This is a genomic window from Pseudomonas sp. BF-RE-25, from assembly GCF_019956105.1.
Classification (GTDB): domain Bacteria; phylum Pseudomonadota; class Gammaproteobacteria; order Pseudomonadales; family Pseudomonadaceae; genus Aquipseudomonas; species Aquipseudomonas migulae.
This window is the reverse complement of the sequence record NZ_JAHBDB010000024.1, coordinates 48,080-69,074: the sequence shown is the minus strand read 5'-3', so window position 1 is coordinate 69,074 and position 20,995 is coordinate 48,080. Positions and strand designations below refer to the sequence as shown.

The 20,995-nt window shown below is 60.2% G+C and carries 16 protein-coding genes; 11 read left to right on the top strand and 5 right to left on the bottom strand.

Annotated features, from left to right (window positions below):
* Window positions 1–80 precede the first annotated feature (80 nt).
* A complete protein-coding gene (gene recO, locus KGB24_RS13155) occupies window positions 81–764 on the top strand; it encodes a DNA repair protein RecO (RefSeq protein ID WP_008026692.1) in 684 nt (227 codons plus the stop codon).
* A gap of 208 nt (window positions 765–972) precedes the next feature.
* Entirely contained in the window at window positions 973–1,719 is a 747-nt protein-coding gene (gene pdxJ / locus KGB24_RS13150; protein WP_223413594.1) for a pyridoxine 5'-phosphate synthase, read from the top strand.
* Window positions 1,720–1,846: 127 nt separating this feature from the next.
* Here pdxJ and mltF read toward each other — a convergent pair whose 3' ends face one another.
* Window positions 1,847–3,307 carry a membrane-bound lytic murein transglycosylase MltF gene (mltF, locus tag KGB24_RS13145; RefSeq protein WP_032828633.1) on the bottom strand — a complete coding sequence of 487 codons (1,461 nt, stop codon included), beginning with the start codon at window positions 3,305–3,307 and terminating at the stop codon, window positions 1,847–1,849.
* 274 nt (window positions 3,308–3,581) lie between these two features.
* On the opposite strand from mltF, the gene purL reads away from it, so the two are divergent.
* Window positions 3,582–7,478 carry a phosphoribosylformylglycinamidine synthase gene (purL, locus tag KGB24_RS13140; RefSeq protein WP_223413595.1) on the top strand — a complete coding sequence of 1,299 codons (3,897 nt, stop codon included), beginning with the start codon at window positions 3,582–3,584 and terminating at the stop codon, window positions 7,476–7,478.
* 5 nt (window positions 7,479–7,483) lie between these two features.
* Window positions 7,484–7,795, top strand: coding sequence for a YqfO family protein (locus KGB24_RS13135; RefSeq protein WP_032828634.1), 312 nt, complete (start codon window positions 7,484–7,486; stop codon window positions 7,793–7,795).
* Window positions 7,796–8,028: 233 nt separating this feature from the next.
* Here the strand turns inward: KGB24_RS13135 and KGB24_RS13130 are convergent, their stop codons facing one another.
* Together KGB24_RS13130 and KGB24_RS13125 are read right to left on the bottom strand one after the other, a co-directional pair.
* Entirely contained in the window at window positions 8,029–10,437 is a 2,409-nt protein-coding gene (locus KGB24_RS13130; protein ID WP_223413596.1) for a glucose/quinate/shikimate family membrane-bound PQQ-dependent dehydrogenase, read from the bottom strand.
* Window positions 10,438–10,648: 211 nt separating this feature from the next.
* Complete coding sequence (locus tag KGB24_RS13125; protein ID WP_223416572.1) at window positions 10,649–12,031, bottom strand: carbohydrate porin; 1,383 nt, start codon at window positions 12,029–12,031, stop codon at window positions 10,649–10,651.
* Window positions 12,032–12,420: 389 nt separating this feature from the next.
* Between KGB24_RS13125 and KGB24_RS13120 the strand changes: the two genes are divergently transcribed.
* Both KGB24_RS13120 and KGB24_RS13115 read left to right on the top strand, forming a co-directional pair.
* Entirely contained in the window at window positions 12,421–12,651 is a 231-nt protein-coding gene (locus KGB24_RS13120; RefSeq protein WP_007903672.1) for a VF530 family DNA-binding protein, read from the top strand.
* A gap of 2 nt (window positions 12,652–12,653) precedes the next feature.
* Window positions 12,654–13,304: a Pr6Pr family membrane protein gene (locus tag KGB24_RS13115; protein WP_223416570.1), complete on the top strand. Its 651-nt coding sequence runs from the start codon at window positions 12,654–12,656 to the stop codon at window positions 13,302–13,304.
* 89 nt (window positions 13,305–13,393) lie between these two features.
* Here the strand turns inward: KGB24_RS13115 and KGB24_RS13110 are convergent, their stop codons facing one another.
* Entirely contained in the window at window positions 13,394–14,179 is a 786-nt protein-coding gene (locus KGB24_RS13110; RefSeq protein WP_008043265.1) for a siderophore-interacting protein, read from the bottom strand.
* Window positions 14,176–14,751 carry a PadR family transcriptional regulator gene (locus tag KGB24_RS13105; protein ID WP_008026701.1) on the bottom strand — a complete coding sequence of 192 codons (576 nt, stop codon included), beginning with the start codon at window positions 14,749–14,751 and terminating at the stop codon, window positions 14,176–14,178. The genes KGB24_RS13110 and KGB24_RS13105 overlap by 4 nt, the downstream gene beginning before the upstream one ends.
* Before the next feature lie 506 nt (window positions 14,752–15,257).
* Here KGB24_RS13105 and KGB24_RS13100 point away from each other — a divergent pair.
* The 5 genes from KGB24_RS13100 to KGB24_RS13080 all read left to right on the top strand — a co-directional run bounded on the left by KGB24_RS13100 (window position 15,258) and on the right by KGB24_RS13080 (window position 20,977).
* Window positions 15,258–15,749, top strand: coding sequence for a CS1 type fimbrial major subunit (locus tag KGB24_RS13100; RefSeq protein WP_223416569.1), 492 nt, complete (start codon window positions 15,258–15,260; stop codon window positions 15,747–15,749).
* Window positions 15,750–15,858: 109 nt separating this feature from the next.
* Window positions 15,859–18,381 carry a CS1-pili formation C-terminal domain-containing protein gene (locus tag KGB24_RS13095; RefSeq protein WP_223416567.1) on the top strand — a complete coding sequence of 841 codons (2,523 nt, stop codon included), beginning with the start codon at window positions 15,859–15,861 and terminating at the stop codon, window positions 18,379–18,381.
* A 39-nt stretch (window positions 18,382–18,420) separates the two neighbouring features.
* Entirely contained in the window at window positions 18,421–19,161 is a 741-nt protein-coding gene (locus KGB24_RS13090) for a molecular chaperone (RefSeq protein ID WP_223416565.1), read from the top strand.
* Between the two features lie 5 nt (window positions 19,162–19,166).
* Window positions 19,167–19,658, top strand: a complete 492-nt coding sequence (locus KGB24_RS13085; protein ID WP_223416573.1) for a CS1 type fimbrial major subunit — start codon at window positions 19,167–19,169, stop codon at window positions 19,656–19,658.
* A gap of 86 nt (window positions 19,659–19,744) precedes the next feature.
* Complete coding sequence (locus KGB24_RS13080; protein ID WP_223416564.1) at window positions 19,745–20,977, top strand: hypothetical protein; 1,233 nt, start codon at window positions 19,745–19,747, stop codon at window positions 20,975–20,977.
* Window positions 20,978–20,995: the final 18 nt, after the last annotated feature.

Here is a 20,995-nt window from a genome sequence, read left to right as displayed (position 1 = left end):
CAGTCCCTCATCGCGAGCAGGCTCGCTCCCACAGTGGTTTTGGGGTGTTAGTAAAATCGCGATCCGTCATTGAGAGCTCCATGTCCCAGCCCATCGGCCAACCCGCCTACGTCCTCCACTCCCGCGCCTACCGCGAAAACAGCGCATTGGTGGATTTCCTCACGCCGCAAGGTCGGCTGCGGGCGGTGTTGCGCAGTGCGCGGGGCAAGGCCGGGACGTTGGCGCGGCCGTTCGTGCCGCTGGAAGTCGAGTTCCGGGGGCGGGGCGAACTGAAGAATGTCGGGCGCATGGAAAGTGCCGGTACGTCGACATGGCTCATCGGTGAGGCGCTGTTCAGCGGGCTTTACCTCAATGAGCTACTGATTCGCCTGTTGCCATCAGAAGATCCCCATCCCGCTGTCTTCGATCACTACGCCGCGACTTTGCTTGCGCTGGCCGAAGGCCGACCGCTGGAGCCGCTGCTGCGTTCCTTCGAATGGCGATTGCTCGACGATCTCGGTTACGGCTTCGCGCTGAACACCGACATCCACGGCGAACCCGTCGCGCCGGACGGCCTCTATCGTCTACAGGTGGATGCCGGCCTGGAGCGGGTCTACCTGCTGCAACCCGGTCTGTTCAACGGCACCGAGTTGCTGGCCATGGCCGACGCCGACTGGTCGGCCCCCGGCGCGTTGTCCGCCGCCAAGCGTTTGATGCGCCAGGCATTGGCCGTTCACCTGGGCGGTCGTCCCCTGGTCAGTCGCGAGCTGTTTCGCAAGCCATAGGGTCTGTTGACGTTTGGTGGTGGTCGTGACGGGATGACCACTTGGTGCAGGGCAAGGCGCGAGGAACGTTGTTTGGTTGTTCCAAATAAGTTCCGAGCAACGCAGCCCTGCGCCAAGTGGGCGCCCGTCACGACCACCACCAAGCGTCAACAGACCCTATCTCCCCGTGTATGCTGTGCGCCGAATCTTTAAATTCAGGAGCGCTTCCGTGACCACCAGCAATCGCATTCTTCTTGGCGTGAACATCGACCACGTTGCCACCCTGCGCCAGGCCCGGGGCACTCGCTATCCCGATCCGGTCAAGGCCGCACTGGACGCGGAAGAGGCGGGCGCTGACGGCATCACCGTGCACCTTCGCGAAGACCGTCGGCACATTCAGGAACGTGACGTGCTGGTGCTCAAGGATGTGCTGCAAACCCGCATGAACTTCGAAATGGGCGTCACCGAAGAAATGATGGCGTTCGCCGAGCGCATCCGCCCGGCGCACATTTGCCTGGTGCCGGAAACCCGCCAGGAACTGACCACCGAGGGCGGTCTGGACGTAGCGGGGCAGGAAGCGCGGATCAAGGCAGCAGTGGATCGCCTGGCGAAGATCGGTTGCGAAGTGTCGCTGTTCATCGATGCGGACGAGCGGCAGATCGAAGCGTCCCGTCGTGTCGGTGCTCCGGCGATTGAATTGCACACCGGTCGTTATGCCGATGCCGAGACACCGACGGACGTGGCTGAAGAGCTCAAGCGCGTGGCTGATGGCGTGGCATTTGGTCTGGCGCAGGGTTTGATCGTCAACGCCGGTCACGGTTTGCACTATCACAACGTCGAAGCGGTCGCAGCGATCAAGGGCATCAACGAACTGAACATCGGCCATGCGCTGGTGGCGCATGCGTTGTTTGTCGGGTTCAAGTCGGCTGTTGCCGAGATGAAGGCATTGATCCTGGCCGCAGCGCTAAAAGGCTAAGACCGCGGCGCTGCTATCGCCGGCAAGCCAGCTCCTACAGGATCGTGTTGTACACATAATTTGCGCAACGACACGGTCTTGTAGGAGCCGGCTTGCCGGCGATAGCGTCCTCAAACATCACACAAATCTAAAGCTGCGGGGTTTCCTGGCTCGGCTTGGTCTTGTCGACCCCCGGCACATGCAGATTGCCTTCGGCCACCTGATTACCTTCCAGCTGCGGCTGCGTCACCCAGGTCAGGATGTCGTAGTAGCGACGGATGTTCGCCACGAAATGCACCGGCTCGCCGCCGCGGGCGTAGCCGTAACGGGTTTTGCTGTACCACTTCTTCTCGGACAGGCGCGGCAGGATTTTCTTCACGTCCAGCCACTTGTCCGGGTTCAGCCCTTCCTTGGCCGCCAGTTTGCGCGCGTCATCCAGGTGACCGCTGCCGACGTTGTAGGCCGCCAGCGCAAACCAGGTGCGGTCCGGTTCCTGGATCGACTCATCCAGCTGTTCCTTCATGTAGGCCAGGTACTTGGCGCCGCCCATGATGCTTTGCTTCGGATCGAGGCGATTGGACACGCCCATGGCTTGCGCGGTGTTCTGGGTCAGCATCATCAGGCCACGCACGCCAGTCTTCGACGTGACGGCCGCTTGCCACAGGGATTCCTGATAACCGACCGCTGCCAGCAGGCGCCAGTCGACTTTCTCTTTCTTGGCGTAGGTCTTGAAGTGTTGCTCGTACTTGGGCAGTCGTTGCTGCAGATGCTGGGCGAAGGTGGTGGCGCCCATGTAACCGAGTACGTCGACGTGCCCGTAATAGCGGTCCTTCAGGCGTTGCAGCGTGCCGTTCTTCTTCACCTTGTCGAGGTAGGCGTTGATCTCGTTGAGCAGGCTGTTGTCGTCGCCGGCGGCGACGGCCCAGCTCTGGTCGCTGGCGTCACCGAGGTCGAAGGCGACCCGGATATTGGTGAAGTAGACCTGGTTCATCGCCACTTCGTTGGAGTCGACCAGGGTCAGGTCAATCTGGCCTTCATCGACCATGCGCAGCAGGTCGACGACTTCAACCGCGTCGGACTCTTCGTATTCAATGCCGGGAAACTTCTGCTTCAGCTCTGCCAGTTGCCCGGCGTGGGTGCTGCCCTTGAGCACCATGATCTTCTTGCCCACCAGATCCTTTGCATCGGTCGGCCGCGACTGGCCGTTGCGATAGATGATCTGCGGGGTGACTTCCAGATAAGAGTGGGAAAACCGCACCTGCTGTTTGCGCGCTTCGCTGCTGACCAGGCCGGCCGCAGCGATCACCGGACCGTTGGGCTTGCCCACCTGGCTGTACAGGTCGTCAAGGTTGTCGGCGGTTTCGATCTTGAGTTCGACCCCCAGATCGTCGGCGAAGCGCTTCACCAGCTCGTATTCGAAGCCGGTTTCACCGTTGCGATCCTGAAAGTAGGTGGCGGGGCTGTTTCGGGTAACCACCCGCAGCACGCCATCCTCCTTTACGCGCTCCAGCGTGTTGGGTTTATCAACACAGCCACTGAGCATCAGGAAGAGTCCGGTTGCGATCAGCCATTTGGCGTACCGCGGACGCAAAGCCGTTGGGGAAAACATCTGCGCAGTATACGCAAAGGACCACGAGCGCCATATCTCGACAGCGAAGGCCTTGTCTGCTAGAGAGCGAAAAACCGCTCTGGAGCCCGCAGGAATGGGCTCGAGTGGCTTTTTGTGACACAAAAAATAACACCTGGCCGACCGCTGTTTCGGCCCCGGATACCCGGCCCGACGTCCGGGTGACGCCGCCCGTACCGTTTCGGGTGATGTCGCGGGCGGTTTAGGCTAGAATGCACGGCCTCAAAGCACACCCCTTCCCGAGGCTGTCCCGAAGATGTTGATCCTGCGCGGCGCTCCTGCCCTTTCTGCCTTTCGCCACAGCAAACTCCTTGAGCAACTGAGCCAGAAGGTTTCGGCTGTCAGCGGCTTGTATGCTGAATTCGCTCACTTCGCCGAAGTTACCGGCGTCCTGACCGGCGACGAACAGCAGGTGCTCGCGCGCCTTCTGAAGTACGGTCCAAGCGTACCGGTTCAAGAACCGACCGGTCGCCTGTTCCTGGTGTTGCCGCGTTTCGGCACCATCTCGCCGTGGTCCAGCAAGGCCAGCGACATCGCTCGCAACTGCGGCCTGAGCAAGATCCAGCGCCTGGAGCGCGGTATCGCGTTCTACGTCGCCGGCCAGTTCAGCGACGCCGAAGCGCAGCTGATCTCCGATGTTCTGCATGACCGCATGACCCAGATCGTCCTCGCCAACCTTGAACAGGCCGCCGGCCTGTTCAGCCACGCCGAGCCGAAACCGCTGACCGCGATCGACGTGTTGGGTGGCGGCCGCGTCGCGCTGGAAAAAGCCAACACCGAGCTGGGCCTGGCCCTGGCCGAAGACGAGATCGACTACCTGGTCAACGCCTTCGTTGGTTTGAAGCGCAACCCGCACGACATCGAACTGATGATGTTCGCCCAGGCGAACTCCGAGCACTGCCGTCACAAGATCTTCAACGCCAGTTGGGACATCGACGGTCAGAGCCAGGAAAAAAGCCTGTTCGGCATGATCAAGAACACTTACCAGATGCACAGCAAAGGCGTTCTGTCCGCTTATAAGGACAACGCTTCGGTGATCGTCGGTAATGTCGCCGGCCGTTTCTTCCCGGACCCTGAAACCCGCCAGTACGGCGCGGTACAGGAGCCGGTGCACATTTTGATGAAAGTCGAAACGCACAACCACCCGACCGCGATTGCCCCGTTCCCGGGTGCGTCCACCGGTTCCGGTGGCGAGATCCGCGACGAAGGCGCTACCGGTCGTGGCGCCAAGCCAAAGGCCGGCCTGACCGGTTTCACCGTATCGAACCTGCAGATCCCTGGCTTCGAACAGCCGTGGGAAGTGCCGTACGGCAAGCCTGAGCGCATCGTCACCGCGCTGGACATCATGATCGAAGGCCCACTGGGTGGCGCCGCGTTCAACAACGAATTCGGTCGTCCGGCCCTGACCGGTTATTTCCGTACCTTCGAACAGTCGATCACCACCCCGCGTGGCGACGAAGTTCGCGGTTACCACAAGCCGATCATGCTGGCTGGCGGCATGGGTAACATTCGTGCCGAACACGTACAGAAAGGCGAGATCACCGTCGGCTCCAAGCTGATCGTGCTCGGCGGCCCGGCGATGCTGATCGGTCTGGGCGGCGGCGCTGCTTCCTCCATGGCCACCGGCACCAGCTCGGCTGACCTGGACTTCGCTTCGGTTCAGCGCGAAAACCCTGAGATGGAACGTCGCTGCCAGGAAGTCATCGACCGTTGCTGGCAACTGGGTGACAAGAACCCGATCAGCTTCATCCACGACGTGGGTGCGGGCGGTCTGTCCAACGCCTTCCCGGAGCTGGTTAACGACGGCAACCGTGGTGGCCGTTTCGAACTGCGCAACATTCCAAACGACGAGCCGGGCATGGCCCCGCACGAAATCTGGAGTAACGAATCCCAGGAACGCTACGTTCTGGCCGTCGGCCCGGCTGACTTCGAACGCTTCCAGGCGATCTGCGAGCGCGAGCGTTGCCCGTTCGCCGTGGTCGGCGAAGCCACTGCCGAGCCGCAACTGACCGTCACCGACAGCCACTTCGGCAACAGCCCGGTGGACATGCCACTGGAAGTGCTGCTGGGCAAAGCCCCGCGCATGCACCGTTCGGCCGTTCGTGAAAACGAGCTGGGCGACGATTTCGATCCGTCGACCCTTGAGATTGCAGACTGCGTCGAACGCGTTCTGCATCACCCGGCCGTGGCGAGCAAAAGCTTCCTGATCACCATCGGCGACCGCACCATCACCGGCCTCGTGGCCCGTGACCAAATGGTCGGCCCGTGGCAGGTTCCGGTGGCCGACGTTGCCGTCACCGCCACCAGCTTCGACGTCTACACCGGTGAAGCCATGGCCATGGGCGAGCGTACTCCGCTGGCTCTGCTGGACGCTCCGGCGTCGGGCCGCATGGCCATCGGCGAAACCCTGACCAACATCGCCGCTTCGCGCATCAACAAGATCTCCGACATCAAGCTGTCGGCGAACTGGATGTCCGCAGCCGGTCACCCGGGTGAAGACGCGCGTCTGTACGACACCGTGAAAGCGGTCGGCATGGAGCTGTGCCCTGAGCTGGGCATCACCATTCCGGTGGGCAAGGACTCCATGTCCATGGCCACGCGCTGGAACGACAACGGCGAAGACAAGACCGTCACCTCGCCAATGTCCCTGATCGTGACCGGTTTCGCGCCAGTGGCTGACATCCGTCAGACCCTGACCCCGGAACTGCGCATGGACAAGGGCACCACCGACCTGATCCTGATCGATCTGGGCCGTGGCCAGAACCGCATGGGCGCCTCGATCCTGGCCCAGGTTCACGGCAAGCTCGGCTCGCAAGCGCCGGACGTCGATGATGCCGAAGACCTGAAAGCCTTCTTCGCGGTGATCCAGGGCCTCAACGCCGATGGTCACCTGCTGGCCTACCACGACCGTTCCGACGGTGGTCTGCTGACCAGCGCCGTGGAAATGGCCTTCGCCGGTCACTGCGGCCTGAGCCTGAACCTCGACGGTCTGGCGGAAACCTCCGCCGACATCGCAGCGATCCTGTTCAACGAAGAACTGGGCGCCGTGATCCAGGTTCGCCAGGACGCGACTCCGGACATCCTCGCGCAGTTCAGCGCTGCCGGTCTGGGCGAGTGCGTGTCGGTGATCGGTCAGCCGATGAACAACGGCGAGATCAGCATCACCTTCAACGGCGAAACCGTGTTCGAAGGTCAGCGTCGTCTGCTGCAGCGTACATGGGCTGAAACCAGCTACCAGATCCAGCGTCTGCGTGATAACGCCGACTGCGCCGAGCAAGAGTTCGACGTGCTGCTGGAAGAAGACAACCCGGGCCTGAGCGTCAAGCTGAGCTACGACGTCAACCAGGACGTCGCCGCGCCTTACATCAAGAAAAACATCCGCCCACAGGTTGCCGTGCTGCGTGAGCAGGGCGTCAACGGTCAGGTGGAAATGGCGGCCGCGTTTGACCGCGCCGGTTTCAACGCAATCGACGTGCACATGAGCGACATTCTGGCCGGCCGTGTCGACCTGAACGACTTCAAGGGCATGGTCGCTTGCGGCGGCTTCTCCTACGGCGACGTACTGGGCGCCGGTGAAGGCTGGGCCAAGTCCGCGCTGTTCAACAGCCGCGCCCGCGATGCGTTCCAGGGTTTCTTCGAACGTAGCGACAGCTTCACCCTTGGCGTGTGCAACGGTTGCCAGATGATGTCCAACCTGCACGAGCTGATCCCGGGCAGCGAGTTCTGGCCGCACTTCGTGCGTAACCGTTCCGAGCAGTTCGAAGCCCGTGTGGCGATGGTTCAGGTCCAGGAGTCGAACTCGATCTTCCTGCAAGGCATGGCCGGTTCGCGTATGCCGATCGCCATCGCACACGGCGAAGGTCATGCCGAGTTCTCCAGTGAAGAAGCGTTGCTGGAAGCTGATCTGTCGGGTTGCGTGGCGATGCGTTTCGTCGACAACCATGGCAAGGTCACCGAGAAGTACCCGGCCAACCCGAACGGCTCGCCGCGCGGGATCACCGGTTTGACCAGCCGCGACGGTCGCGTGACGATCATGATGCCGCACCCGGAACGTGTGTTCCGCGCCGTGCAGAACTCGTGGCGTTCGGAAGACTGGAACGAAGACGCGCCATGGATGCGTATGTTCCGTAACGCTCGCGTGTGGGTGAACTAAGCGCCGTGTACAAGCTCAGCTTCTTTGTTCCGACCAGTCATGTCGAAGTGGTCAAAAGCGCTGTGTTCGCTGCCGGTGGCGGGCGGATCGGTGCTTACGAGCACTGCGCATGGCAGGTGTTGGGCCTGGGTCAGTTTCGTCCAATGGAGGGCAGTCAGCCATTCATTGGCGAAGCAGGGCAGGTCGAACAGGTTGAGGAGTGGAAAGTTGAGCTGGTGGTGGCGGATGAGTTGATCCGTTCGGTGGTGGCGGCTTTGAAACAGAGCCATCCCTACGAGACACCGGCTTATGAAGTGTGGCGGCTGGAGGATTTCTGATCCGCTGACCGCTGTAATGAAAAACCCGCTACGGCGGGTTTTTTGTTGCCCACAAATTTATAGATCAACACGCAAACCCTGTAGGAGCTGGCTTGCCAGCGATAGCGTCCTGTCAGCCAACATCAACGTTGAATGTTGAACCGCCATCGCCGGCAAGCCGGCTCCTACAAGGGATCACAAAAAAAGGCGACCCCCTTCGCGGGAGTCGCCTTTGCTTTAACCGCCGCTAAAACTTACTCGGACAGTTTGTACGCAATCACATAGTCACCTTGCTTGGTGCCCAGCGACCCGTGACCGCCCGCCACGACGAGCACGTATTGCTTGCCGTCCTTGCCGGTGTAGGTCATCGGTGTGGTTTGCGCGCCCGCAGGCAGGCGACCTTCCCACAGTTGCTTGCCGTTTTTCACGTCGTAGGCACGCAGGTACTGGTCGAGGGTGCCGCTCAGGAAGCCAACGCCACCGGCGGTGGTGAAGGTGCCGCCCAGGCTAGGCACGCCCATGCTCAGCGGGATCGGAACCGGCGAGCTGTCGCGCACGGTGCCGTTCTTGTGTTTCCACAGGACTTTGGCGGTGGTCAGGTCAACCGCCGCTACATAACCCCATGCCGGCGCCTGGCACGGCAGGCCCATTGGCGACAGCAATGCTTCGAGGACTACGCCGTACGGCGCGCCTTTGTTGGGCTGCACGCCTTCGGTTTCGCTTTTACGCGGGCCTTGGGCTGCGATTTCGGCGGCCGGGATCAGTTTCGATTTGAACGCCATGTAGCTCGGGTTCACGAAAGCGATCTGACGCACCGGGTCAACCGAGATGCCGCCCCAGTCGAACACGCCGAAGTTGCCTGGATACACGATCGAACCCTGCAGCGACGGCGGGGTGAACGGGCCGTCGTAGCGCATGGATTTGAAGTCGATCCGGCAGATCAGTTGGTCGAACGGCGTCACGCCCCACATGTCGCGCTCTTGCAGCGGCGGTGGCATGAGGTTGAGGTCGGATTTCGGTTGGGTCGGCGAGGTGTGATCACCTTCGACAGCGCCTTGCGGAACTGGCACTTCGTTGATCGGCACAATCGCCTGGCCGGTGCTGCGATCCAGTACGTAAATGCTGCCTTGCTTGGTGGACGCGAGTACCGCCGGCTTCACGCCGTCTGCGGTTTTCAGGTCCATCAGGGTTGGCTGGCCACCGACGTCCATGTCCCACAGGTCATGGTGGGTGAACTGGAAGTGCCAGCGCACTTTGCCGGTGCCGATGTCGAGGGCGGTCAGGCCGGCGGCGTGCAGTTCCGATTCCGGGGTGCGAGCGCCACCGAACTGGTCCGGCGTCTGGTTGCCCATCGGCAGGTACAGCATGCCGAGTTTTTCGTCGACGGCGAACATCGACCACATGTTCGGCGAGTTGCGGGTGTAGACCTTGCCTTCGGCAATCGGCGTGGTGTCGTCCGGGTTGCCGCTGTCCCAGTTCCACACCAGTTTGCCGGTGTGCACGTCGAACGCGCGGATCACGCCGCTCGGCTCGTCGGTGGAGACGTTGTCGGTGACGTGGCCGCCAATCACCACCAGGTCCTTGGTGACCGCTGGAGGCGAAGTGGAGTAGTAGCCGCCGGCGGTGAAACCACCGATGTTGGCGCGCAGGTCGACCTGGCCTTTGTCGCCGAAGTCTTCGCACATCTTGCCGGTGTCGGCGTTCAGGGCGATCAGGCGGGTGTCGGCGGTCGGCAGGAAGATACGGCGTGGGCAGACGCTGGCGACAGGCGCGCTGGCGCTGCCGGTCGGGCTCTGCTCGGAGGCGTAAGCCGCGTCATCGTGATACGTCACGCCACGGCAGGTCATGTGCGCCCAACCCTTGAAGTTCGCCGCGTTTTGCGTGGAGAGCTTCGGATCGAAACGCCAGATTTCCTTGCCGGTGTCCGGGTCCAGCGCGATCACCTGGCTGTGCGGCGTACACACATAGAGCATGCCGTTGGCTTTCAGCGGGGTGTTTTCAGCGGTGGTTTCACCCGGATCGTTCGGCCCCGGCAGGTCGCCGGTGCGGTAGGTCCAGGCCGGAACGAGCTTGTTGACGTTCTGCGGGGTGATCTGCGCCAGCGGCGAGTAACGGTCACCGTGAGCGCTGCGGCCGTAGGAGTTCCAGTCACCGTCGGGCATGGCCGGGGCGGTGTTGGTCATACCCGGAACGCTGTCGCGGTCCAGTTGGCCTTTGATTTCACCGGGGTTGGTGAATTGGCTGGCCAGTGCGGCCAAGCCTGCGAGCACCACGGCCACGCTCAGTGCGCCGGTGCCTTTCGGTGCAGCGCCTTCGCGCAGCAGCGGACGACGGAACCACGGCAGCAGCATGACGATACCCAGCGCGAACAACATTGCCAGACGCGGCACCAGTTGCCACCAGTCGAGGCCGACTTCCCACAAGGCCCAAACGGTGCTGGCGAACAGCACCAGCGCGTACAGGCCCAAGGCTGCGCGGCGGGCAAGGATCAGCAACACGCCGGTCAGCGCCAGGCCGATACCGGCCAGCAGGTAATACAGCGAGCCGCCGAGCATGCTCAGCTTGATCCCCCCAGCCAGCATGGCCAGGCCCATTAGCAGAAGCAGAATGCCGAGCAGGGTCGGCAATAGACGGCTTCGACTCAAAGCACCATCAGTGCTCATAGTGTGGTTCTCCGTGACGTTTCAAGTAGTCCCGCGCAAGTTCACTGTAGATGACGATCTGGCGCGGGCAGGGTTCATATAAAGAAGTTCGGTTGATGCGGTCCCTGTAGGAGCCGGCTTGCCGGCGATAGCGGTGTGTCAGTCGACATCTGTTTGGCTGATACACCGCCATCGCCGGCAAGCCGGCTCCTACAAGGGTTTGCGGTGTTTGTTAGAACTGCGACTGGATCTTGATCCCGCCAATCAGTGCGTCATCGACCTTGTCCACGCCACCGGGGTGGCGGATGTATTGCAGGTTTGGGCGCACGGTCAGCCAGTTGGTGACGTGCACGCCGTAATAGAGTTCGGCGCTGTATTCGGTGTCCTGCGGCGGCAGGAAGGACGGATCGTCGAAGTCGGAGACCGCGTGGGCCTGATTGCTCGCCTCGGCGTTCTTGCGGTAGGCCGGGTTGACGTGAACACGGGCGAGGGCAAAACCGATGTCGTCCTTGGCGCGCGCATCGAACAAGCCTTTGTAGACGACGCCCACCTGGACATAGTTGTCGATGGCGTTGGTCTTCTTGTCGTGCATCGTGCCGTTGGCGAACACGCTCAGGCCACGGGAATTGTCGCTGGCGCGGCTGGTGATCTGCTGCTGCACACCCAGCCAGACGCCGTGCTTGCTCGACGCGCTGCGGTAGGCTTCGCCACTCAGGGCGGCGGGCTGGCCATTGCTGTCCTTGTAGGCATCGGTGGCGTTGGCGTTGCTGTAGTAATAACCGGCACGGTATTCACCCGGCAGGCCGTTGAGTTTCGGCGTCCACACCAGCTCCACCGGCAAAATTGCGCCTTGGGTGCCGCTGCCGCTGAGCTTGAAACCATTGCCGCGATCGAGGTTCGACGGGTTCTGCTCATACGCGCCGACCTGCGCGTACAGCTCTGGCGTCAGGTGGTACTTGACCCGCATCGCCCACTGGCTGACCGGCCAGTTGTACCAGATGCCCCCGACCCAGTTACCGACCTGGGAGCCGCAGAACGCCAGGTTCTGGAAGTCGCAGGGGAAACTGTTGAAATCCTCGCCTTCGCCGAAACGGCCGACCTTGATGTCGAGTTTCTGATCGAAGAATTTCTGCTGATACCACATCTGCGTCAGGCGCCAGGTTTGCCCGCGACCCCAGACTTCTTGCGCTGAAGTGAAACCGCCGACCCGTGGATCATTGATCCGGTCGTTGCTGATGTTGTTGCCGTTACGTTCGGTGATGGTCAGTTGAAATTCCGCGTCGTCCCAACCGAGGATCTTCTGCAGATCGAGATGCGTGCCGAGGCCGAACTGATCGCTGTAGCGCGCGGTGCGATCGTGGTCGTAGCCGCCGTGCAGATTGCTGCCCATTTCACCGGTGTAATCGACTTTGAAGTCGTAGCCTTTTTCCGAAAGTTCGGTGCGCGTGCCGTTCCAGTCGCCGAGCATCCACGGCGATTCGCTATCGAAGGCCGGGGCGGCCTGAGCGCAGGTGGCGAGGCCCAGCGCGGTGAATCCGCTGATCAGGTTGAGGACTTTTCGCTGGGAAACAGGCGTGCAGACAGCGCTGTCTCGCAAAAATTGAACAAAAGGCATAGAGGAGAAATTCTTGATCTTTTTCTGGGGAGTGAGGGGCGAAGCGGCTAGCGGAAGCGTTTCAGCAGGTTCGGGCGTAAGGATAATGTTCTGTTACAAATAGAGAAAGGCCTTTTGCCGAGATGAATTTTTGTTGATTCGGTAACAGTCAGCACACCACCGCAACCTGTAGGAGCCGGCTTGCCGGCGATGGCGGTCTAACGTTCTATGCAAGATTCAATGGCCCCATCGCTGGCAAGCCAGCTCCTACAAGGGATTGCGTGATCACGTTCAAGTGTTTTGTCCCGTTTCGCCTACATTCAACAGATAGCGCACAGACGCCTTTCCCCCAAGGCGGCCCTCGGCTAAGGTGCGCGGCTTCCAATTCATCTATCGCTCGAAGGCCCGGCATGACCGAACAGAACAACAACCCGCTGCATGGCGTGACACTGGAGCAAATCCTCAACGCGCTGGTTGAACATTACGAATGGTCGGGGCTGGCCGAGCGCATCGATATCCGCTGCTTCAAGAGTGATCCGAGCATCAAGTCGAGCCTGACCTTCCTGCGCAAGACTCCGTGGGCGCGGGAGAAGGTCGAACGCTTGTACGTCAAGTTGATGCGTACCAAGCGACCGCTCTGAACATGATCATGCAACCTGCCGTGCGCCGTCGTTTTGTGGCCGTGGCTGCTGTCCTCGGCTGGGCGGGATTGAGCATTCAGCTGTACCTGATTTTCTATTCGCGCTGGACGCTGGGCGCCAGTCTGCTGGGCGGGCTGGTGAGTTTTTTCAGCTACTTCACCGTGCTCAGCAACACGCTGGTGGCGACCGTGCTGACCTGCGCGCTGACGTCCCGCGAGTCGGCTGCGCGACGCTGGTTTTTGCAGCCGGGGGTGAGCGGCGCGATTGCCGTGAGCATCGCCGTGGTCGGCCTTGCCTACAACATTCTGTTGCGCCATCTGTGGCATCCCGAAGGCTGGCAATGGCTGGCCGATGAGCTGCTGCACGACGTCATGCCGTTGCTGTTCCTGGCCTGGTGGTGGCTGTGTGTGCCCAAAGGCACCCTGCGCCTGCGGCACATTGCGCTGTGGGTGATTTACCCGTTGCTGTACTTCGCGTATGCGCTGCTGCGCGGGCATCTACTGGCGGTTTATCCCTATCCGTTCATTGATGTCGACAAGCTGGGTTATCCACAGGTGTTTGCGAATGCAGGCGGATTGTTGGCGGGGTTTGTGCTGATTGCCTTGGTGCTGATCGCGCTGGATCGGTGGCGGCTGAGTCACACGGACCTGTAGGAGCCGGCTTGCCGGCGATGGCGGCCTCGAGATCGATACAGGATTCAAGGGCCTCATCGCCGGCAAGCCGGCTCCTACAAGGTCTGTGTTTATTCCTCGTCGGTGTCGTCCAGGCGCCAATAGCCGACGGCTTTGACGAACTGCTCGTTCAGCCCGTGCTCGTCCAGCAGCACCCGCCGAATCTGCCGCGACACTTTGGTCTCGGTCGCCACCCACGCATATAGATTGCCGCTGGGCACTTGCAGCTGTTTCACGGTGGTCAGCAAGTTGTTCTTGCCACCTTCGCGCAACACCCAGATCACATTGACCTGCGCCGGGCTTTCGAGCTTTTGCTGTTCCGCGCCGTTCTCCACTTCAATGATCACCAGTGCCTGGCGATTGGCCGCCAAACCCTCCAGGCGCCGCGCAATCGCAGGGATTGCCGTCTCGTCACCGATCAGCAAATAGCTGTCGAACATGTCCGGCACGATCATCGATCCCCGTGGCCCGCCAATGTGCAGGAATTGCCCCGGTTTGGCTTGTTCCGCCCAGGTCGAAGCAGGGCCGTCGCCGTGCAACACAAAGTCGATGTCCAGTTCCAGCGTGTCGAGGTCGTAGCGACGCGGCGTGTAGTCGCGCATCGCCGGCATCGGGCCGTTGTCCTTGCCGGCACCGAGCACCAGGGTCTCCAGCGCCGCTTGTTCTGCCGCGTTCTGCGGGAACAGCAGTTTGACGTGGTCATCGGTGCCGAGGCTGATGAAACCTGCCAGCTCAGGCCCACCCAGGGTAATCCGGCGCATGCGCGGGGTCAGGTCAACCACGCGCAACACTTGCAGGCGGCGGCGTTTGATTTCATGCATGACGCGGTGAATGGTGTGCTCGATCACTTCAGTCATTCAGCTTTCTCCTGAGCGGGTTGAACCAAGGGGCCGTCAACGATGGCTTTGGCGGTGTTGTTGAGCAGGGCGGCGACCCGGATGATTTCTTCCGCGCTCCAGCGACCGTGGTGCAGTTGCAACGCATGACGCAGGTTATGCACCGCTTCGTGGATCTCGGGCGGACGGTCATGGCCGCGCAATGAGCGCTTGCTGACATCGATGCGCATCCGCACGCCGTCCAGTGCAACCGCTTGCTCACTTAAAGACAGACGACCGGCGTCGGTCACGCTGTAACGTTTTTTTCCGCCTTCGGCATCGCCCTGGATCATTTCGCTTTCTTCCAGAAAGGTCAGGGTCGGGTAGATCACGCCGGGGCTGGGACTGTAGGCGCCGTCGAACATGCCTTCGATCTGGCGGATCAAGTCGTAGCCATGGCAGGGCTGTTCGGCGATAAGCGCCAGCAGCAACAATTTCAGATCGCCGGGGGCAAACACCCGTGGGCCGCGACCGCCGCGTTCGCGGCCGGGACGTTTCTCGAAGCCGTCGCGGCCGTCACCGTGTTCGCGGTGGGGGGAATGATGGTCTCTCATTTTTCCTTCTCTTTGTCGTGTTTAGATACAACTTAAGATATATCTTATCGAGAAGGCAAGCGAACAGGACCAACGGTCGTCGCCGAAGGACGTCGTGGCGGATTTCAGTGCGGGATGGGAAAAAGCCTTTTTGTGGCTTGCTGTTTTAGAGTTATTAATCTAATTATGTGTAACTAACAGAGAGTGATTATTAATAATTAAGCCTAAGTAGTCTTTATCTTACAGAGACTGTATTTAGTTTGGCTGTGTGCTTTTTTCGTTAAAACTGTTTGTAGTATGTTTCTGTCGGGTGAACGGTTTAATTATTGATTTTATAGATTTTTTCTACTTGCTCGTGGGCGGTTGTTACTACAAGTTCTTCGGAAGTTACGTACTTACTTTCTCAGGTAATTGGCCGATCATTCTCTCCGTCGAAAGTTGAGCCAAATTGCCACCATTTAAACCGGCGATAGGGACGATTCACGCTTTCCACGGACCAATCCTTTGAAAAAGACAGGTACTAAACAATGTTCAAGAAGTTTGCAATCGCCGTTCCGATGACCCTCCTGGCCCTGAGTGCTTCGATGGCGTTCGCTGCGGATGAGTCGCGCACCTCCATCAACATCACTGCGGAAATCCCGAGCAAAGTGTTTCACGCTCAACCCGTGGACCTGGACTTCGGTAAAGACGAAAGAATGCAATACCAAATTGGCGCCGGCACCCTGTCGGAGGTCCGTGGCACCTACGATATCCAGCACACCAACGGCTCGGTGGGCGCTTACGTCGTCGGTGGCCCGACGCCGCTGTTCAACGGTAATGCGACCTTGAACATTCCGCTGACCTACACCTTCAACGGCACCGTACTGACTGCCGATTCGCAGGAAGTGGTCGGCGATACCGAGTCCAACGGTGGCATGCGCGCAGACCTGGTGATTACGGCCGACAAGCCGGGCAACAATCAGGTGGGTGTTTACACCGCCAATCCCGTCGTCATGTTTGATGCCATTCCGCGCATCTGAATGACAGCGTTCTGTCAGCAAGTTCTTGCTTGATAACGCGCACCGATCGATAGGGCCGTAATCCCTGTCGATCGGGTTTCACCGTCTTTATCCACAGAGTATTTCTTTCATGTTCCCGATGACTCCCATCGCGACGGCGCTTGCCTTGTGTTTTTGCGCAACTGCCCTGGCCGCGCCAGCGGATAACGGCCATACACCTCGAAGTTTGCTGGCGCAGGCCAAGGGTTTGCCGAGCGAGTTCGAAGAGCATTTCTTCGATGTACCGTTGGCGGTGCGCGTGGAACTTGATCAACAATTTCTGGGGGAGGCGATGGTCGTGTTAACCCGCGACGACCGCATCACCCTCGTTGACTTTACCGATGTCAGCGACAGCACGATCAAAGCCAGTGAACGCGACACCTGGTCTAGCTATTTGAAACAAGGCGTGGCGCTGGGCAACTGCGAGGCGAAATGCCCCAAGTCGCTATTGGCCGTGCACTACAGCCTGGAAAACTCGCTGGTGTCGATCCTCACGGAAAACGCCGAGCGCGACGATCAGGTCCAGCGTTATTACAACCAGCCCGAAGGCGGCAGCACCGGGTTGATCGTGCGCAACCAGTTGAACCTCAACGGCGGGCAAAACCAGGACCTGGGCGGGCGCTATGGTCTTGAAGCCAGCAGCAGCCTGGGTAACTGGACTCAAGCGGTGAACCTGCAACTGTCGCGACTGGGCGGTGTGGATAACCAGACCTATCACGCCGTGCATGAGCTCTATACCCAGCGTGAACTGGAAGGCAACTTTGTACGCCTGGGTTATTTCACCCCGACCTCCGAAGGGCTGACTCGCCAACCGCGCTCCTTCGGCGCGAGTCCCGACACGGCGCTGGGTTTGATGTACGGCAGCTCCGACAGCCTGGCCATCAACCAGCCGACACCGGCGGTCTACCCGATCTACGTCACCGCCAATCGCCAGGGCTCGGTGGAGATCTACCGCGACGGTTTGCTGATCAATACGCAGGCGATGCCCGCAGGCCTGCAAACCCTCGACACGCGGCCGTTACCCGGAGGCATCTATGAAGTGGAAGTGCGCCTGATCGAAGACGGCCAGATCACCTCCAGTACCCAGGAGCTGGTCTACAAACCGAACAACTGGCGCAACCACGACGAGCAATGGCGCTACAACCTGTTCGCCGGGCGTGAATCCAAATTTCTCAGCAACTGGGACGATCAGAACGACGGCGACATGACGGCCGGTGCCGCCTTCAACTTTCTGCTGCACCCGCGTGTCATCCTCGGCCTGTCGGGTCGACAGGTGCGTGACAGCCTGCAATATGGCACCTCGGTCGATTGGGCGGTCGTCAACAATGCCAGCGTCTATGCCAACGTCTACAAGACCGAGGACTATGGCACCGGCCTCGACGTGCAGGGGCTTTACTCCTATGGCAGCGGCAGCATCGTCGCCAGCCACAACCGCAGCTGGCTCGACACCACCCGGCTCTACGACACGCTGCCGGATGGCACGCGAGTACGACAGCGCAACGTGTTTATCGGCCAGACCAGCAACTCGTCGTTGTCGCTGAACCATCGGCTCACCAGCAAAAGCTCGGTCAATGCCAGGGTGTCCCACAGCGAGGGCAACACCGAAGGCGTCGGCGTGGATCTGGGCTGGAGCCAGCGCGGCCGATTGTTCGGCAGCGACGCCAACTGGCGCTTGTCGCTGTTCGACAGGCCGGGCAGTTTCAGCTCGGGCAATGACCGCAACCGTGGCGTCGACCTGAGCGTCAACATCGCCCTGGGCGGGCCGGGCGAACAGATCTCCGGCAGCATCGGCACCCGCACCGATCGCGACGGCGGACGCGATAACAATGCCTCGGTCACCTACCGCAAAGACTTGCAGGATCACCTGCTGCAAAGCGTTTCCGCCACGGCCATCACCGACACCTATGGCATCGGCATGAACGCGATGGCGACGATGCAATCGGAGCGGGTCAACGCTGACGGTTTTATCCAGCGCTCCTCATTCAACAACGACTTCACCGGTGGCTTGAACCTCGACAGCACCGTCGCCGTCGGCGGGCAAAAAATGGTCGTGACCAGCCAGTACCACCGCAACGGTGCGGGCATGATCATCGATGTCGAATCGGACATCGACGACATTGCCCTGCGTGCCGACGATTTGAGCGGTGGCAGCGCGGTGCTCAGACCGGGGCGCAATTTCGTGCCGATCACTGCCTACAAAAGCAGTTCGGTCAGTTTCGATTTCGAGGGCAATCACGTGCCGGCCGCGACCATCCAGCCGGCCCGTTCCAGCTATCACCTGAACAAGGGCGGCGTCGAGTATCGCCAGGTTCGCGTGATGAGAACCCTCACCGTGCTCGGTCGCCTGGTGGACTACCAGGGCAGCCCGCTCAAGGGCCACCACATCATCAACCACGCCAGTCGCGGGGTCAGTGAAGTGGACGGCTTCTTCTCCATGGAAATGAACGCCGGTTCACCGACCCTGGAAGTGCGCCACGGCAACCAGTTGCTGTGCCAGTTCCGGCTCGACCCGAGCCGTGGCCGCACGGAAAACAATGTGCTGATGATCGGCGACCTGCGTTGCACGCCGGATACGTTGGCGGACGCAACGACAGAGACGCCGACGGCAGGCTGATGCCCGGCAATACGCAGTTTATCTACGAGGTAAATGACGATGAAACGTCGGTTGGCACTGATTGGTTTTTGTTTGTTCACGCAGACGGCACACGCCGGGCCGAGCATCAATATCGGCACGGTTTACGATTACCTGGACGGCGATAAAAGTACCTATTTGAAGCGCGTCTTCAATGGCGGCGACAGCACCGCTTTCGTCAAGGTCAACATCCTGGAAATCCTTTACGACGCTGACGGAAAGTCGCAGGAAGTACCGCTCAAATCCAGTGCCGACGGCAGCGCCCGGGACGGCTTGATGGCCAGCCCGGCGCGGCTGATTGTGCCTGCCAGTGGCATGCAAGGCACGCGGTTGCTGTACATGGGCGAGCGTGACCGCGAGCGTTATTTCCGCGTGCGTTTCGTGCCGGTGGTGCCGGAGAAAGAAGACGAGTTCGCGGTCTCCGGTGAAGAGCGTGAGGAATACAAGAAAACCCTCTCCGCCGGGGTTACGGTGCTGGCCGGGTATGGCGCGGTGTTTTTCGTCCGGCCCAAGGACGCGCGTTACGCCAGCGTGATCGAGAACGGCGCGAAGGATTACCGCATCCGCAACGACGGCAACACCGTGGTGGTGATCGATGAGTTCAAGGATTGCGCAGTCAAGAACGAGCAGGACTGTATGCCGACCACCAAGCATCACATCCTCGCGGGCCGCAGTTTTCAGTTCGAGAAACAGGCCGGTCGCGAATACCGCTTCACACTGGTTGAAGGCGAGAGCAGCAAGAAGCTCGATGTGAAGGGCTGATGACCATGTTCAAAAAACTGATGGTTCTGATGGTGTCCGCAATGGCCTGCCATTCAGCGTTTGCCGCCCGCGAAGTGCACCACTTCGACGTGTTCGTGACGATTCCGAGCCAGGCGTTCTATGTCATTCCCGCAGACTCAGGCTGGATTCATCGCGAACAGCAATTGCCGTGGAATCTGGCGACCTCGACCTTGGGCGGCTTGCGCAAGTATTTCGATGTGAAGAATGAAGCCGGCTCCATCGAAGCCAGGCTTGAGGGCCGGCCTTACCTGTCCAACGGGACGCCGGCCCATGACATTGGTTTGCGTGTGCTGTTCAACGGCAAGTTATTGAGTGAGCTGGAGAGTAGCGAGGTGGTGTCGATGAGCGAGGCCGCGCCGGGTAAACGTGTGTTGCTGGAGATCGCGCCGGTGCCGCCTGTCGATGGGGTTTATAAACCGGGCAGTTATTTCGGCAGCGTCAATTTGCTTTTCAACGCAGTGTTGCCGGGGGCATAGATGTTTGATTTTGTCGCAGCAGATGTTTTCGTTTGTTTATGCCGGGAAAGTGCTGGCGTGGTGCTAATAGGGCGGTGGAGTTTGTAATGATGAAGTCATCCAAACGGTTGCGATCGTTAATCTTGCTTGTCCTGGTGAGCGTGGTTTTTGGGGCTACGGGTTCGGCTTTCGCAGTCACCCTGGAAATGAGTGCCGTGTTTCGACCTGATCCGGCGAACCCCATGCGCAACGCTTTCCAGAACACCACACCGCAAGGCGGTCATTGCAAGGAGCACCCAACGTACTGTGCGCCGGGAGTATTCAGTATTGGGGTGCCGATCCGGTTCAGGGCTATCGCTCCCATTCAGGCTTTGCACGAAGAACGCCAGGGGCCTATGTTTCGGCTTCCGTCCTCATGGAAGGACACGACGGTCATTCATGATGAAACGGGTGAGTCTGCGACGGTCAGAATGCGATTCAGCGGAATCGGGGCGGCCTATACGATCAAGACACCTCTTCACGCCAGCACCTGGATCGCTCACTGGGGGTATCCGTCGCCACCGTGTGTCAGGGGCGGAACGAGCTACGGCAACGCCAATTATTTCGCTTTTTTCTGGAGGATCCCGGCGGATGGAGGTGTTTGTTCGAAGCAAGCCCAGTTGCCGATAACGCAAGACTATGGTTTTGCCTATGAAAATATGAGCTTTTCATACGAGCTAGCGACGCCTAATCCCTTGCAGATGTCGTCGGGGACTTACAAGGGCATTTTGAATTACGTCGTGGGTCCTCTTGGCGATTTTGATATGGGCGATATCATGTTGCCTGATGACGATTTGATAAGCCTTAATTTCACTCTAAGCGTCGAACATGCGCTCAAAGTGGAGATTCCCCCCGGTGGCAATCGCGTCGAACTGGTCCCGCAGGGCGGCTGGCAGGCCTGGCTGACGCAGGGACGCAAGCCCACACGGCTGTTCCGGGATCAGACGTTCAATGTGTCTTCGTCGAGCCGTTTCAAGATGAACCTCGATTGCCAGTACAGCCTGGATGGCAACCGTTGTTCGGTGCGCGACCCGGTTTCAGGCCATGTCGTGCCGCTCGATGTCAGCGTGACCCTGCCCAGTGGCCTGGTGGATGCCGCCGCGCAACCGGTCAATCGCCGGCCGTTGCGGCGCGACGGCAGTGGCACCGAGTTGTTCCAGCCACGCTTTTATGTCGATCGCAAGCCGGGAGCGTTGCACTTCGAGATTGCCCAAGACGAAGTCGGCGAAATGCTCAAACCCGGTGTCGCCCGATCCTACTCCGGCCTTGTCACCGTCATCTGGGATTCGGAAGTGGGTTAAGGGTTGAACCCTGATGCA

Excerpts from the sequence above, each read along its gene's own strand:
- KGB24_RS13125 (WP_223416572.1), bottom strand. The coding sequence starts at position 12,031 with ATGCCTTTTGTTCAATTTTTGCGAGACAGCGCTGTCTGCACGCCTGTT.
- KGB24_RS13105 (WP_008026701.1), bottom strand. The coding sequence starts at position 14,751 with ATGAGAGACCATCATTCCCCCCACCGCGAACACGGTGACGGCCGCGAC.
- recO (WP_008026692.1), top strand. The coding sequence starts at position 81 with ATGTCCCAGCCCATCGGCCAACCCGCCTACGTCCTCCACTCCCGCGCC.
- KGB24_RS13080 (WP_223416564.1), top strand. The coding sequence starts at position 19,745 with ATGATGAAGTCATCCAAACGGTTGCGATCGTTAATCTTGCTTGTCCTG.
- KGB24_RS13115 (WP_223416570.1), top strand. The coding sequence starts at position 12,654 with ATGATCATGCAACCTGCCGTGCGCCGTCGTTTTGTGGCCGTGGCTGCT.
- KGB24_RS13130 (WP_223413596.1), bottom strand. The coding sequence starts at position 10,437 with ATGAGCACTGATGGTGCTTTGAGTCGAAGCCGTCTATTGCCGACCCTG.
- KGB24_RS13085 (WP_223416573.1), top strand. The coding sequence starts at position 19,167 with ATGTTCAAAAAACTGATGGTTCTGATGGTGTCCGCAATGGCCTGCCAT.
- KGB24_RS13110 (WP_008043265.1), bottom strand. The coding sequence starts at position 14,179 with ATGACTGAAGTGATCGAGCACACCATTCACCGCGTCATGCATGAAATC.
- KGB24_RS13120 (WP_007903672.1), top strand. The coding sequence starts at position 12,421 with ATGACCGAACAGAACAACAACCCGCTGCATGGCGTGACACTGGAGCAA.
- KGB24_RS13095 (WP_223416567.1), top strand. The coding sequence starts at position 15,859 with ATGTTCCCGATGACTCCCATCGCGACGGCGCTTGCCTTGTGTTTTTGC.
- mltF (WP_032828633.1), bottom strand. The coding sequence starts at position 3,307 with ATGTTTTCCCCAACGGCTTTGCGTCCGCGGTACGCCAAATGGCTGATC.
- KGB24_RS13100 (WP_223416569.1), top strand. The coding sequence starts at position 15,258 with ATGTTCAAGAAGTTTGCAATCGCCGTTCCGATGACCCTCCTGGCCCTG.
- purL (WP_223413595.1), top strand. The coding sequence starts at position 3,582 with ATGTTGATCCTGCGCGGCGCTCCTGCCCTTTCTGCCTTTCGCCACAGC.
- KGB24_RS13090 (WP_223416565.1), top strand. The coding sequence starts at position 18,421 with ATGAAACGTCGGTTGGCACTGATTGGTTTTTGTTTGTTCACGCAGACG.